We start from the raw sequence: 13,723 nt of genomic DNA on the forward strand, positions 1-13,723 counted from the left end.
CGAGAACATGTTCGGCAGGCTCAAGGACTGGCGACGCATCCATACCCGCTACGACCGATGCGCACACACCTTCATGTCTGCCATCACTATCGCCGCCACGGTGATCTTCTGGCTATGATCAATGAGTCCTGAGCCTAGTCTTCGCCCGTCTGCTCCCGGACACCCAGGGCATCCGCCAGTCGCATCTTCGCCGAGCCCCGCGCTAGCGCCTTCTGCTGGCTCTCGTGCGGTGCCCAGCCCGCCAGATGGACGATCTCGAAGGTGGCGGGCAGGCGGCCGTCAGGCTCGGCCCATCGTTCCGTATAGAGCTCGGCCGCGCGGGCCAGGATGCCGCGCGTCAACGGCCGGATCGGCCCGGCCAGCGCATTGGTCTCGCCCATGGCGCGCAGGTCGCTGATCAAGCCAAAGAAATGACGATAGCGCACCGTCAGCCGGTCCACGTCCGATACCGGCAGGGCGAACCCAGCCCGCTGCAACAGGGCCGCGCCGTCGAAGCCGTCGGCGAAGGGCGAGACCCGCGCCTGAGCTCCGCCGCGGACCTCAAGCTCGGCCTCGGTCAGGACGGCGCGCAGCTCCTTAAGCGTGCCCGCGCCGAGTAGCGTGCCCACGAACAGGCCGTCCGGCTTCAACGCGCGCCGGATCTGGGCCAGCGCCCCGGGCAGGTCGTTGGCCCAGTGCAGGCTCATCAGCGAGACGATCAGATCCTGCGATCCGTCGGCCAGCGCCAGCGACAGGCTCCCCGGGTCTGCCCGCGACGCGTGGTCGGCGACGACCTTGGCCGAACCGACCCGGCCCGCCGCGTCGCTGCGGTCCGCCAGTCCGGCAAAGACGCCCGGGTGGGCCGACAGGTCGGCGACCTCGTGAAAGTCGCGCAGCAGCACTTCCAGGCTCCGGACCGCGTTGTCGGCGGCGCGGACGTGCAGGAAATCGGCACGCGAAAAGGTCTTTTCGCTGCGCATTAACCTTGCGGCGCGGCGCTGGCTGTCGAAGATGAGGGGGGGACCGGAGGAGGGGCTCATGAACGTTCAGGATGGGGGTTGGCGCGACCGATTGGAAGCGGGGCGCTCGCGGATGGGCCATGGCTTGCGCGCGCTGGGCCGTGGCGTCGTCGATTTGTTGCTGCCACCGCTGGCCCACGACAGCCCGGAAGCCACGGCCTCGGCGGGACTGACGCCTGACGCCTGGAGCCGCGTCGTTTTTCTGGAGGACCCGGTCTGTGATGGTTGCGGCGCGGGCTTCGAGATGGACGGGGGCGTCTTCGCGTCGCCCCGTTGCGCGGCCTGTCTGGCGGCCCCGTACGCCTTCGCCCGCGCCCGGGCGGCCTGCGTCTATGACGAGGCGTCACGGGGCCTGATCCTCAGCTTCAAGCACGGCGACCACCAACCCTACGCCCCCTTGTTCGCGCGCTGGATCAGTCGCGCGGCGGCACCGCTGCTGGACGAGGCTGACGCGGTGGTCCCGGTGCCGCTGCACCGGCTGCGCCTGCTGTCGAGGCGCTTCAACCAGGCGGCCGAGATCGCCCGTCCGCTCGCCCGCGCGTCGGGGTTGGACTATCTGGCCGACGCCCTGGTACGCCAGACCCACACCCCCAGCCAGGGCGGCAAGTCGGCGCGGGGCCGACGCCTGAACGTGAAGAAGGTCTTCGCCATGAGTCCCGAAGGTCGACGGCGGGTGAAGGGGCGGCGCGTCCTTCTGGTCGACGATGTGTTGACCACGGGCGCCACAGCCGAGGCCTGCGCCCGCGCGCTGCTCGAGGCCGGCGCCCGCGCCGTGGACCTGGCGGTCGTCGCCCGGGTGCGAACGGCGCGGCAAATGCCTACATGAGGCTTTGGCCTGCCGCGCCTTGTACGGCTGGAGCCCGTGTTTTTGGAGAGACCTGTTGGCCGACGTCGTCATCTACACCAAGCCGGGCTGCGGCTACTGCCACGCCGCCAAGGCTCTGCTGGAGCAAAAGGGCGTGGACTTCACCGAGATCGTCGCCTCGAGCGACCCCGCCAGGAAGCAGGAGATGATCCAGAAGTCCGGTGGGCGGATGACCTTCCCGCAGATATTCATCGGCGGAAAGCACATCGGCGGTTCCGACGAGTTGCACGCGCTTGACCGCAAGGGCGATCTGGACCCATTGCTCGAGGCCTGATGACGACGCTTTGCATCGCCCTGATCCAGACGCGGACGCCCGCCACGCCGACGGCCGCCCTGAGCCATGTCGAGCCGCTGATCCGCGAGGCGGCCGCGGGGGGCGCGAAACTGATCCTGACGCCGGAAGGGACCAACTTTCTCATCCAGGACCGGGCAGCGCGTGAAGTCGCGCTGCAGACCGACGAAAGCGACGCAGTGGTGCGGGCCCTGCGCGATCTCGCGGCTGAGTTGGGCGTCTGGATCCTGATCGGCTCGGCCATCGTCAGGTCCGGCCACGACGGCGACGACCGCGCCGCCAACCGGTCCCTGCTGATCGACGACCGGGGCCGGGTCGTCGCCACCTATGACAAGCTGCACGTCTATGACGTCGACCTGCCGACGGGTGAGCGCTGGCGCGAGAGCGTGGCCATCCGGCCCGGCGACGGCGCCATCGTCGCGGACACGCCGTGGGGAAAGCTGGGCCTGACGGTCTGCTATGACATCCGCTTTCCCCAACTGTTCCGTGCCCTCGCCAAGGCGGGGGCCTCCATGATCGCGGTCCCGGCCGCCTTCACCGTCCCGACGGGCGAGGCGCACTGGGAGACGCTGTTGCGGGCCCGGGCCATCGAGACGGGCTGCTATGTCCTCGCGCCCGCGCAAGGCGGCGCGCACGAGGACGGCCGCCGCACCTGGGGCCGGTCCACCGTGGTCGGCCCATGGGGCGAGATCGTCGCCAGGCTGGACCACGACCAGCCCGGCGTGCTGTTCGCGACACTGGATTTCGACGCCGTCGATCGCGCCCGCCGCGCCGTGCCGCAACTGACGCACGACCGGGAATTCGCGGGGCCGGCATGATCCGCTACGCCCTTCGCTGCGACCATGATCACGGTTTCGAGGCCTGGTTCGGGACCTCGGCCGCTTATGACGATCAAGTCGCGCGCGGTCTGGTCGAATGTCCGCTGTGCGGCTCGACCGGCATTAAAAAGCAGATCATGGCTCCGGCGGTAGCGGGCACCAGGCGGTCGACGTCGGCTCCAGATACCGCCAAACTCCAGACCATGATGATGCAGGCCGCCCGCGAGGTCCGCAGCCATGTCGAGCGGAATTTCGACTATGTCGGCGACACCTTCGCCCGCGAGGCACGCGACATCCACGAAGGCCGCTCCGAGAAGCGCGAAATCTACGGCGAGGCTACGCCCGCCGAGGTGCGGAAGCTCAAGGACGACGGCGTCCCCTGCGCGCCCCTGCCGCCGGTCCCGGCCAACCCGGCCAAGCTGAACTGACGTGTCGGAAGGGTCGGACGACCGCTACGCCGAGTTCGCGCCGCCCATGCGGTGACGGAGAAGGCACCGACGACGGTTTCTGGCCGAAGCCGCTTCTGCCCGGGGGCGCGGCACCTTGGCGCGTCCGGGTTGCGTTCGGACTTGGGCATCGGGCGCGCCCGATGCCCAAGTCCGACATCGCGATCACCATAATTGTCAGAGGGGCCTGGGCCACCCGATGACCATGCTCCCGACCGCCCTGTGACGCCAATGAGAAGGTACGATTCCGCTCATAACGCCCGGTCATCACGTCGCCGCGCACCCCGCTGTCGCGGGGCCAAGCGCGCATCGGGCGCGTTAATGTCGGTGGATAGAGACCCTTGCCGATCTCGGTCGGTTGGCGTCGTCCGCGGCGCGCGAGATCGGCGTCGGCGAGATCCGACGCGGCGGAGGGTTCGCACTGCCGCCAGGCAGAGTCCGCCCGCCCAGTGCGCGGCCTCGTAAAGCCGCAACGCCAGTATGGTGTTGTATCGGCTGAGCCTTTGCGTTCGTCGAGGCATGGTGTCGGTCCAGGTTCGCGGGACGCTGGAGCCGATCAGAAAGGCCGGATTGAAGACCATCTCTGACGGGCGCGCCCGCTGCGATCCGACATCACGTTCGCCATCGATCGTCAGAGGGACCCGAACCGCCATGGGACAATGACGGCGATTCCGGCCGGACTCCAATGAGATGTCATAATGAGCGTCATGAGGGCTTCCAATCGCATCATCCGTCGAGTGCCAAGGGCGCCGTGCCTTTCGACGAGCCTGCGGGCAACCCGTGTGCTGGAGATCCGCTAAGCCTCCCGGCCTGTGTCACACTCGCTCAAAACGCCTTGGCCGAGATGAAGCTTGAAAGCCCGAAGTCTCAGAGCCCCGGATTTCTCAGCCGAAGCGATCCATGGGAAACCCCGGAGGTTGGCCAGGGACAGGCCGATGACGGCGTCCTCGACCTTCGCTTCAAAGCATTCCCCCGGTTCAGCCTCGGGCATGGGCCACATCACGGGTTCGGCGATGTCCATCCACGGCATCAGGAAATCCGGAGCGTGGCGCAGCGGCCCGCGAAGCATGGCGTGAATCCCGTCACAGTCCGCGTGCCCCAGCAGGACGAGGGTTCTGACCCTCAGAATCCTGACGGCGAACTCCAGCCCCGCGACGGTGCGGATCACGAACAACTCGCCCGGCTCGGCATCGAAGATCGCCTGCGGATCAAGCCGGGCGTCGGAGCAGGCCACGACGGCCGTAGAGGGCTTCTGTCCCCGCTTGGCGAGCCGCGCGTAGCTTTCCGCCCGGGCGGGCCACACATCTTGCCGAAAGCGGCGGTAGCCCGAGATCAATGGATCATCTGGAGCCAACCTCATGGCGCACCATCCGCTGGAGCAGCCGCTCGGGTCTTGTACATCGACCAGCCGATGCTGGCACCGAGAAGGGCGAAATAACCCAAGATCATGGCGATGACGAAGACTTTGTCCATGGCCAGAGACTTCTCGAACACGAAGCCGGTGAGATACTGAAGCCCAGCCTGTGAGCCGAGGCTGTACCAGACCCAGCCACCGAAGCCGACGCCGAGGGTCACGTAACCTGCGGATAGCAGCAGGCTCTCGCGCACGCCCTCGTCAGGCAACTTTGCTGTCTCTTAGCGCCGAAGGAGAAAACCTCGATCTGGGCCGAAGTCGCGCGATGCTCTCTGCGGCCGGAAGGACAGGTTCGCCGCAAGCCAGCCTCAATCCCGGGTGGCGACCATCATGTAGTTGACGCCAGCGTCGTCGCTCTCGCTCCAACGGTCCGTGAACGGATCATAGGTCAGGCCATAGGGACCGCTAACGGCCACGGGCTCTTGCGACAGCATCGCCCGGATCTCGTCAGGCTTGAGGAACTGGCGCCAGTCGTGCGTGCCCGCCGGGACCCAGCGCAGCACATATTCCGCCGCGAACTTGCCCAGCGCCAGCGACTTCAGGGTTCGGTTCAGGGTGGCCACGATCATCATGCCGCCCGGCTTCACCAGCCGCGAACAGGACCGGACGAAGGCTTCCGGGTCGGCCACGTGTTCGATGACTTCCATGGTCAGCACCACGTTGAATGGCCCGGCGCCCTCGGCCTCCAGCTGTTCGACCGTGGCGGCGCGATAGGCGATGTCGAGGCCCTGCTGCCCCGCATGGGCGCGGGCGGTGCCGATGTTTTCGCTGGAGGCGTCGACGGCGGTGACGTCGAAGCCCATCCGCCGCATCGGCTCGGCGATCAGCCCGCCGCCGCAACCGACGTCGAGCAGGGTCAGGCCCACGAAAGGCGCGCGGGTCCGCGCATTCCTGCCGAACCGCTTCGCCGCCCGGTCGCGGACGAAGGTCAGGCGGGCGGGGTTGAACTTGTGCAGGGGGGCGAAGGGGCCGCGCGCGTCCCACCATTCGGCGGCCTGGGCCGAAAAGCGCGCCACGTCGGCGGGATCGATCGATGGCCCGGCGGCGCGCTCGTCCGTTTCCCCTGCGGCGGGGGGTTTGCGCGTCGATAGGGTGTCGTTAGAAGCGACCATGGGCCGAGGGATGAACCCGGACGGTTCTCCTTGCAAGACGGAGCGGCAAGCCACGATGACGCGGCCTCCAACCACGCGGCTGGTGATGAAGTTCGGCGGCACCTCGATGGGCGACCTCGAACGCATACGCCGCGCCGCCCGCATCGTCGCCGCCGAGGTCGCCAGTGGCAAACAGGTCGCCGTGGTCGTCTCCGCCATGGCCGGAAAGACCAATGAGCTGGTCGCCTGGACCGACGGCGCTGGCCGCCCCGGGGCGGGCGTCGAACTGTCCGACGACGAATACGATGTGGTCGTCGCCTCGGGCGAACAGGTCACCGCCGGGTTGCTGGCCCTGACCCTGCGCAACATGGGGCTGAACGCCCGGACCTGGATGGGCTGGCAGATCCCGATCGTGACTGACGACGCGCATGGTCGGGCCCGCATCGACGAGGTGCCGGGCGAGATTCTGGGTGCCGCCATGGATCTGGGCGAAATCGCCGTCGTTCCCGGTTTTCAGGGCGTCAGCCGCGCGGGCCGTATCACCACCCTTGGCCGGGGCGGATCGGACACCTCGGCCGTCGCCGTGGCCGCGGCCCTGAACTGTCCGTGCGACATCTATACGGACGTGGACGGCGTCTACACCACCGACCCCCGCATCGAGAGCCGCGCCCGCCGCCTTGAGAAGATTTCCTACGAGGAAATGCTGGAGATGGCCTCGCTGGGGGCCAAGGTGCTGCAGACCCGCTCGGTTGAACTGGCCATGGCCAAACAGGTGCCGCTGCGTGTGCTATCCAGCTTCATCGAACCCGACGAAAACGGGGCGCTGCCCGCCAATGCCGGCACCCTGATCTGTGACGAGGAACAAATCGTGGAAAAACGCATCGTGTCCGGCGTCACCATGAGCCGCGACGAAGCCCGCATCACCCTGCTGGGCCTGTCCGACCGGGTTGAGGCCCCCGCCGACGTCTTCACCCGGCTGGCCGAGGCCAACGTCAACGTCGACATGATCGTCCAGTCACAGTCGCGCAGCGAGGGGGCGGTCAACCTGACCTTCACCACCGGCCGTAGAGACGCCGCCCGCGCAGCCGAGCTGATGCGCGCCGCCCAGGCCGACCTCGGATTCGAGGAGCTGCGCGTCGACGAAGACGTGGCCAAGGTCTCGGTCGTGGGCGTCGGCATGCGCAGCCACGCGGGTGTGGCCCAGACCATGTTCCGGGCCTTGGCCGACAAGGGCGTCAAATTCCAGGCCATATCCACGTCAGAGATCAAGATCAGCGTCTTGATAGATGCTGCGTATGCCGAACTGGCCGTTCGTGCGCTTCATTCGGCATATGGACTGGAAGCGGTCTAGGATTGGGCGCTGACGACGCCCATCTGCGGCGTCGGAACATTGGAGGGGCCATGCCGGTGGGCGGATTGACGACGAGGGGGCCGCGCAACCTCCTTCGCCAGATCCGCGAGGCCATGGCCGGAGCGGCTCCGGCGCAGGAGCGACTGGACATTGTCGTGCGCACCATCGCCCAATCGATGGTCGCCGAAGTCTGCTCCATCTACCTGCGCCGCGCTTCGGGCGAGCTGGAGCTGTTCGCCACCCAAGGCCTGAACCCTGCGGCCGTCCACACCACCCGGCTGCGTCCCGGCGAGGGTCTGGTCGGCGAGGTGGCTCGCAGCGCGGCCCCGATCAGCCTGTCGGACGCGCCGTCCCACCCCAGCTTCGCCTACCGTCCGGAAACGGGCGAAGACCCCTACCACGCCTTCCTCGGCGCGCCCCTGCTGCGCGGCGGCCGGGCGATCGGAGTCCTGGTCGTCCAGAACCGCTCCGAGCGTCGCTATGACGACGAAGAGGTCGAGAACATCCAGACCATCGCCATGGTGCTGGCCGAGACCGTGGCCTCGGGCGAATTGCTGGCCCAGGACGAACTGCGCGACATCGAGGTGGCGCCGCACCGGCCCGAACGGCTGAAGGGACAGCGCTTCGCCGAGGGCTTGGCCTATGGTCATGTCATCCTGCACGAGGCCCCGGTCCCGCCCGAGAACTTGCTGGCAGAGAACCAGCAGGTCGAGGAAATCCGGCTGCGCGAGGCGCTGGTGGCCCTCAAGGCCAACATCGACAACATACTGGAAGGCGGGCAGGGCAAGCTGGCGGGCGTCTCGTTCGAGGTGCTGGAGACCTACCGGATGTTCGCCGACGACCGGGGCTGGAACCGGTCGCTGGAAGAGGCGGTGCGCACCGGCCTGACCGCCGAGGCGGCGGTGGATCGGGTCCGCAACGAGCACCGGGCCCGCTTCGCCCAGGCGAGAGACCCCTACATCAAGGAGCGGCTGCACGATTTTGAGGATCTGGCCAATCGGCTGCTGCGCGTTCTGGCCGGCGACAAGCCGGGCGAGCGGGACCTGCCGGACGACGCCATCCTGGTGGCGCGCAACCTGGGCCCGGCCGACCTGCTTGAGTACCCCCGGCACAAGCTTAGGGGTCTGCTGCTGGAAGAGGGTTCGGCGGCCAGCCACGCCGCCATCGTCGCGCGCGCGCTGCAGATTCCGTGCGTCGGCCGCCTGATGGGGCTGCGCGACCGCCTTTCCGAGGGCGATCTGGTAATTGTCGACGGCGAAACCGGCGAGACCTATCTGCGGCCCCGCCCCGACATGCTGGCCGCCGTCCAGTCGCGCATGCTTGTTCGCAGCGCCCGTCAAGCCGAGTTCACCAAGCTGCGCGACGTCCCCGCCGTGACCCTGGACGGGACTCGCATCACCCTGCTGACCAACGCCGGTCTCGCCGTCGACCTTGAGAACCTCGACGCCACGGGGGCCGAAGGCATCGGCCTGTTCCGCACCGAATTCCAGTTCATGGTCTCCGAGGAACTGCCCCGGCTGAACAGCCAGACCGCCCTGTATAAGCTGGTGCTGGACACCGCCGGAGACCGACCCGTCACCTTCCGCACGCTCGACGTCGGCGGCGACAAGGTGCTGCCCTATCTGGAGACTGAACGGGAAGAGAACCCGGCCCTGGGCCGCCGCGCCATTCGCCTGGGACTCGATCGGCCCGGCCTGCTGCGGCTCCAGCTCCGCGCCCTGCTGACCGCCGCCGCCGGCCGCGAACTGCGCGTCATGTTCCCCATGATCGCAACGGTGGACGAATTCCGCGCGGCCCGCGAACTGGTCGATGTCGAATGCGCCTGGGCGAAGCGCCGGGGCCGCGCCCTGCCTGCCCTGCTGCGGGTCGGGGCGATGATCGAATGCCCCAGCCTGCTGTGGCACCTGGACGCCCTGCTGCCGCTGACCGACTTCGTCTCGGTCGGAACCAACGATCTGCTCCAGTATATGTTCGCCGCCGACCGGACCAATCCGCTGGTTTCGGAGCGCTACGACCCGCTGTCGCCGCCGGCGCTGCGAGCGTTGGCCGAGATTCAGAAAAGATGCGCCGACACCGGCACGCCGGTCTCGGTCTGCGGCGAGCTGGCGGGCCGTCCGCTGGAGGCCTTCGCCCTGCTGACGCTGGGCTATACGCGCCTGTCCGCTCCGGCGGGCGGGGTGGGGCCGGTCAAGCGGATGATTCTGTCCGCCGACCTGCCAGCGGCGCGGCGCGGCATGACCAGTCTGCTGGGATCCTCGGCAGGCTCCGTGCGCGGCGAGTTGGAATCTCTGGCCCGAAAATTGAACGTCATCGTTTAGAAGACGCGGCCGGAAACGGCGATCACGCTTAATAAATCGTTGATCGCTCGAGCCTAATGAGTTATCCACAAGCTGGAGTCGGGCCTTCTACGGGGCAGTCCCGAGCTGTCTTCCCGATATGGTACAGCCCGCGTGTTCGAGTACGGCGCGCGAGAGTTTCTCGGGGCCGAGTGTGGGGTCAGGCGTCATGGCGCTGGATACGGGGAGCGTCCCCGAAGAGTTCCGTGCACATCCCGACTGGAAGGACGTCGTTCCTTCCGTCACCGACGCCGCGACTCTCGGCGACGGCCTGCGGGTCGCCCGTGAACAGTGCGGCCGCTCAATGGCAGAGCTTTCTGCCGTGACTCGCGTGCCCACGCGCTATCTGCTGGCGCTGGAACAGAACGACTTTTCCGTATTGCCGAACCGGGTCTTCTCGATCGGTTACGTCCGCGTCTATGCCGCCGCGCTGGGGCTGGACGAACAGCTCGCCGTCGAGCGGTTCAAGCGCGAAAGCCCCGACCCTTGCGTGCCGTTGCAGGCGCCGGTCGGCGTCGCTTTCGAGGACGCCCGCCGCTATTCGCCTCGCCTGATCGCCGCCGGGGTGGCGCTGGTGCTGGCCGTCGTCGGCTGGAACGTGTTCCAACGCGTCAGCCTGATGCGCGCGGCGCAACCGTCCGACATCGCCGCCGTGCCCGAAAGCTGGACCTTGGGCGCCGTGCCCGGACAGGAAGCCTTCATGCGGCTGACCGCGCCCCGACCCGCCCCGCCGGACCAGACGATTCCCGCCCTCTACATCACCCCGGGCCTCGAGACGGAGCTGACCGGCATCGATCCGACGTCGCCCGAGGCCATGGCCGCGGCGGCCTCGGCCGCGACGCCGGTGCAGAAGGCCTTCAACCCGCGCGGCGCCATCTACGGCGCCTCGGCCAATGCCTCGCAGGTGGTGATCCAGGCCCGCGAGGCGGCCGGTCTCGTCGTTCGCATGGCCGACGGCCGCGTCCTGTTCGCGCGCCAGCTGGCCGTCGGCGACTCCTGGCGCGCGCCGGTCGGCGTCTCGGCCGTTGTGGATGTGTCCGAGCCTGCCGCCTTCGACGTCTATCTGAACGGCGAGCACGGCGGCGCGCTTCAGGCCACGCTGACGCCGCTGGACCAGCTGAACACCCGCGCACAGGGATTGGCCCGTCAAGCCGCCGCAGAAGTCGCCGCCCGGACTACGGCAGCCCGCGCCGCCGCCGCCCAGGCCGCAGTCGGCGCATCCGCGACCATGGATGGGGCCGTCGTCGGGATCGCGGCGAACTGACCGCGACCACGGCGTTGTGGCCTTGTCGCGTCCGATCCCCTATGTTGAGACCCGCATGGACCACTCATCAGAACTCGGGCGCATCCGCCCCTGGCGCTATATAGAGCGCCGCAAGAGCCGCCAGATCATGGTCGGCTCCGTGCCCGTGGGCGGCGATGCGCCGATCACCGTCCAGTCGATGACCAATACGCCGACCTCGGACGCGGCGGCCACGATCGAGCAGATCCGCCAGCTGGAAGAGGCCGGGGCCGACATCGTCCGCGTCTCCTGCCCTGATGAGGACTCGACCGCCGCCTTCCGCACCATCGCCCGCGAGGTGAAGGTCCCGCTCGTCGCCGACATCCATTTTCACTACAAGCGAGGCATCGAGGCCGCCCAGGCGGGCGCCGCCTGCCTGAGGATCAACCCGGGCAACATCGGCTCTGCCGACCGCGTCCGCGAGGTCATCCAAGCCGCCAAGGACCACGGCTGCGCGATGCGCATCGGCGTCAACGCCGGCTCGCTGGAGCGCGAACTGCTCGAGAAATACGGCGAGCCCTGCCCCGAGGCCATGGTCGAGAGCGCGCTGAACCACGCCCGCATCCTTCAGGACCACGACTTCCACGAGTTCAAGATTTCGGTGAAGGCGTCCGATCCCTTCCTGACCGTCGCCGCCTATCAGCAGCTGGCCGAGGCCATCGACTGCCCCCTGCACCTCGGCGTCACCGAGGCGGGTCCGCTGCGCTCGGGCACCGTCAAGTCCGCGATAGGGATGGGCAACCTGCTGTGGGCCGGGATCGGAGACACCATCCGGGTGTCGCTCGCCGCCGACCCCGTGGAAGAGATCAAGGTCGGATTCGACATCCTCAAGTCGCTGGGCCTGCGCCACCGCGGCGTCAACATCATCGCCTGCCCGTCCTGTGCGCGTCAGGGATTCAACGTCATCGAGACGGTCGGCATCCTGGAAGAGAAGCTGGCCCATGTGACCACGCCCATGTCACTGTCGATCATCGGCTGCGTCGTCAACGGCCCGGGCGAAGCTCTGTACACGGACGTAGGCTTTACCGGCGGTGGCGCGGGCTCGGGCATGGTCTATCTGAATGGCAAGATGGCCCACAAACAGCATAACGACGGCATGATCGACGAGATCGTCCATCTGGTCGAACAAAAGGCCGCCGAACTGGACGCCGCGCGTGCGTTGGACGCTTCGCCCCCGGTCCTCCAACCCGCCGAATAGTCAGCCGTTGGCGCAAGCCGCGCCGTCGGCTAGGCAGGACGGACCCTCCAGTCCAAAGGCCGCCATGAACCCCCGTTTGCTGTTTGCCCGTCTCTCGCTCGCCCTCTTGCTGGCGTTCGCTCCGGCTGCCCACGCCGGCGCCCACACCCACGCCCGCGCCCACGCCCTTTCCGCCCCCGATAGCGTCTCGCTGGAGCGTCGCTGATCGCCATGAAACTCTACATTGCCGTCCCGTCCCCCTTTGCCCGCAAATGCCGGATCGTCGCCCGCGAGAAGGGCCTGAGCGACCGGATCGAGGAAATCGCGGTCGACCCCTATGCCAATGCGCCCGAACTGCTGGCGTCGAACCCTGTCGTCCAGGTCCCGACCCTGATCGCGGAAGACGGCCTGCCGGTCACCGACAGCCCGGTGATCTGCGACTATCTGGACGCGCTCGGTACCGGCCCGCTGCTCATCCCGGCCTCCGGCGCCGAACGCCTGGCGGTCAGGCGTGTCGAGACCCTGGCCAACGCCGCGCTCGAGATGGGGGTCAAACTGGTGCTGGAGAAGCGCCGACCGGAAAGCGAGCGCTCGCCGTCGTGGATCGGACGCTGGACCGAGAACATGGCCCGCGCCCTGGATGCGCTGGAGGCCGTCTGCGACGATCCGTGGCGGGTCGACATGGGTACGATCACGGCCGCCGTGGCGGTGACGTGGATCGGCTTCCGCCACCCCGATTTCGACTGGTCGGGTGGCCGTCCCCGTCTGGCGGCCTTGCGCGAGGCCATGGAGGCCCGACCCAGCTTCAGGACGACCCGTCCGGACGCCTGATCAGGCGAGGACGCCCACCAGCTGCAGCCCCTGAAACGCGGACAGGATCAGAAGCAGACCACCGACCGCATAGGTCAGGACCTTGCGCGGGATTTTTTTGACGATCAGTCCGGCGAAGGGGGCGGCGACCAGGCCGCCGACGACCAGGCCAGCCACGGCGGCGAAGTGGTTCTCCAGCGCCCCGGCTTCTTCCCAGTGGCCGGTGACCAGGGCCCAGACGAAGGTGGCCGAGATGGCCACGGTCAGGAAGAACTCGGCGGTATTGACCGTGCCGATGGCGCGGCGCGGCTCCTGCCCGGCACCGACCATGGCCGAGGACACGGTCGGGCCCCAACCGCCGCCGCCGATGGCGTCCAGGAAGCCGCCGATCAGACCAACCGGGCCCATCAGCCAGGACGGAAGACGGCGAGGCTGCGTATCGTGCCCGGCCCGCCACAGGATCCAGATTCCGATGATGGCCAGATAGGCGATGATGAAGGGTTTGATGACGTCGCCGTCTATGCCGGACAAGACATAGGCACCCACTACCCCTCCGATGATGCCCGCGATGGCGAGCGGCACGAACAGCCGCCATTCGACATTCCTGTGCCAGGCATGGCTGCTCGCCGAAGCGGCGGTGGTGAAGACCTCGGCGGCGTGAACGCTGGCCGACGCCGTGGCGGGTGGAACGCCCAGGGCCAGCAGGACGGAAGAGGAGATGACGCCATAGGCCATGCCCAGCGACCCGTCGACCGCCTGGGCCAGAAGCCCCACCATAAGAAACAGCAAGAATGTATCCATTCAGCCCCGCAGCCACGCCGAACGGCGATTCTCTACACCGCA

General features: G+C 68.0%; 15 protein-coding genes and 1 pseudogene. 11 read left to right on the forward strand and 5 right to left on the reverse strand.

Annotated elements, in window-relative coordinates:
- A pseudogene (locus ACESMO_RS04695) lies at positions 1–118 on the forward strand (IS5/IS1182 family transposase); the annotation flags it as partial.
- Between the two features lie 16 nt (positions 119–134).
- Here the strand turns inward: ACESMO_RS04695 and ACESMO_RS04700 are convergent.
- Positions 135–1,019, reverse strand: a complete 885-nt coding sequence (locus ACESMO_RS04700) for a methyltransferase domain-containing protein (protein ID WP_372707021.1) — start codon at positions 1,017–1,019, stop codon at positions 135–137.
- Between ACESMO_RS04700 and ACESMO_RS04705 the strand changes: the two genes are divergently transcribed.
- The 4 genes from ACESMO_RS04705 to ACESMO_RS04720 are packed head-to-tail and all read left to right on the forward strand — an operon-like array spanning position 1,018 to position 3,401.
- On the forward strand, positions 1,018–1,824 hold the full coding sequence (locus ACESMO_RS04705; protein ID WP_372707022.1) for a ComF family protein: 807 nt from the start codon (positions 1,018–1,020) through the stop codon (positions 1,822–1,824). The two genes, ACESMO_RS04700 and ACESMO_RS04705, sit on opposite strands and share 2 nt — an antisense overlap.
- Positions 1,825–1,879: 55 nt before the next feature.
- Positions 1,880–2,137, forward strand: coding sequence for a glutaredoxin 3 (grxC, locus tag ACESMO_RS04710; protein WP_372707023.1), 258 nt, complete (start codon positions 1,880–1,882; stop codon positions 2,135–2,137).
- A complete protein-coding gene (locus ACESMO_RS04715) occupies positions 2,137–2,973 on the forward strand; it encodes a carbon-nitrogen hydrolase family protein (protein WP_372707024.1) in 837 nt (278 codons plus the stop codon). Before grxC ends, ACESMO_RS04715 begins: the two co-directional genes overlap by 1 nt.
- A complete protein-coding gene (locus tag ACESMO_RS04720) occupies positions 2,970–3,401 on the forward strand; it encodes a DUF1178 family protein (RefSeq protein WP_372707025.1) in 432 nt (143 codons plus the stop codon). Before ACESMO_RS04715 ends, ACESMO_RS04720 begins: the two co-directional genes overlap by 4 nt.
- Before the next feature lie 814 nt (positions 3,402–4,215).
- Here the strand turns inward: ACESMO_RS04720 and ACESMO_RS04725 are convergent.
- The 3 genes from ACESMO_RS04725 to ubiG form a co-directional block, all read right to left on the reverse strand.
- The gene (locus ACESMO_RS04725) at positions 4,216–4,779 is read right to left on the reverse strand and encodes a carbonic anhydrase (protein ID WP_372707026.1); all 564 of its coding nucleotides are present in this window, start codon (positions 4,777–4,779) and stop codon (positions 4,216–4,218) included.
- On the reverse strand, positions 4,776–5,042 hold the full coding sequence (locus tag ACESMO_RS04730; protein ID WP_372707027.1) for a hypothetical protein: 267 nt from the start codon (positions 5,040–5,042) through the stop codon (positions 4,776–4,778). The genes ACESMO_RS04725 and ACESMO_RS04730 overlap by 4 nt, the downstream gene beginning before the upstream one ends.
- A 99-nt stretch (positions 5,043–5,141) precedes the next feature.
- Positions 5,142–5,945 (reverse strand): bifunctional 2-polyprenyl-6-hydroxyphenol methylase/3-demethylubiquinol 3-O-methyltransferase UbiG, encoded by an 804-nt coding sequence (ubiG, locus tag ACESMO_RS04735; RefSeq protein ID WP_372707028.1) that lies wholly within the window; start codon positions 5,943–5,945, stop codon positions 5,142–5,144.
- 55 nt (positions 5,946–6,000) lie between these two features.
- Between ubiG and ACESMO_RS04740 the strand changes: the two genes are divergently transcribed.
- The 6 genes from ACESMO_RS04740 (at position 6,001) to ACESMO_RS04765 (ending at position 12,901) form a co-directional block, all read left to right on the forward strand.
- Positions 6,001–7,275 carry an aspartate kinase gene (locus tag ACESMO_RS04740; protein ID WP_372707029.1) on the forward strand — a complete coding sequence of 425 codons (1,275 nt, stop codon included), beginning with the start codon at positions 6,001–6,003 and terminating at the stop codon, positions 7,273–7,275.
- Positions 7,276–7,325: 50 nt separating this feature from the next.
- Positions 7,326–9,593, forward strand: coding sequence for a phosphoenolpyruvate--protein phosphotransferase (gene ptsP, locus ACESMO_RS04745; RefSeq protein WP_372707030.1), 2,268 nt, complete (start codon positions 7,326–7,328; stop codon positions 9,591–9,593).
- 187 nt (positions 9,594–9,780) lie between these two features.
- Positions 9,781–10,875: a helix-turn-helix domain-containing protein gene (locus ACESMO_RS04750; RefSeq protein WP_372707031.1), complete on the forward strand. Its 1,095-nt coding sequence runs from the start codon at positions 9,781–9,783 to the stop codon at positions 10,873–10,875.
- 55 nt (positions 10,876–10,930) lie between these two features.
- On the forward strand, positions 10,931–12,091 hold the full coding sequence (ispG, locus tag ACESMO_RS04755; protein WP_372707032.1) for a flavodoxin-dependent (E)-4-hydroxy-3-methylbut-2-enyl-diphosphate synthase: 1,161 nt from the start codon (positions 10,931–10,933) through the stop codon (positions 12,089–12,091).
- 64 nt (positions 12,092–12,155) lie between these two features.
- Positions 12,156–12,296 carry a hypothetical protein gene (locus ACESMO_RS04760; RefSeq protein WP_372707033.1) on the forward strand — a complete coding sequence of 47 codons (141 nt, stop codon included), beginning with the start codon at positions 12,156–12,158 and terminating at the stop codon, positions 12,294–12,296.
- Between the two features lie 5 nt (positions 12,297–12,301).
- Positions 12,302–12,901, forward strand: a complete 600-nt coding sequence (locus tag ACESMO_RS04765; protein WP_372707034.1) for a glutathione S-transferase family protein — start codon at positions 12,302–12,304, stop codon at positions 12,899–12,901.
- Here ACESMO_RS04765 and ACESMO_RS04770 read toward each other — a convergent pair whose 3' ends face one another.
- Entirely contained in the window at positions 12,902–13,669 is a 768-nt protein-coding gene (locus ACESMO_RS04770) for a sulfite exporter TauE/SafE family protein (RefSeq protein WP_372707035.1), read from the reverse strand.
- Positions 13,670–13,723: the final 54 nt, after the last annotated feature.

It is taken from the genome of Brevundimonas sp., assembly GCF_041688735.1.
Lineage (GTDB): Bacteria > Pseudomonadota > Alphaproteobacteria > Caulobacterales > Caulobacteraceae > Brevundimonas.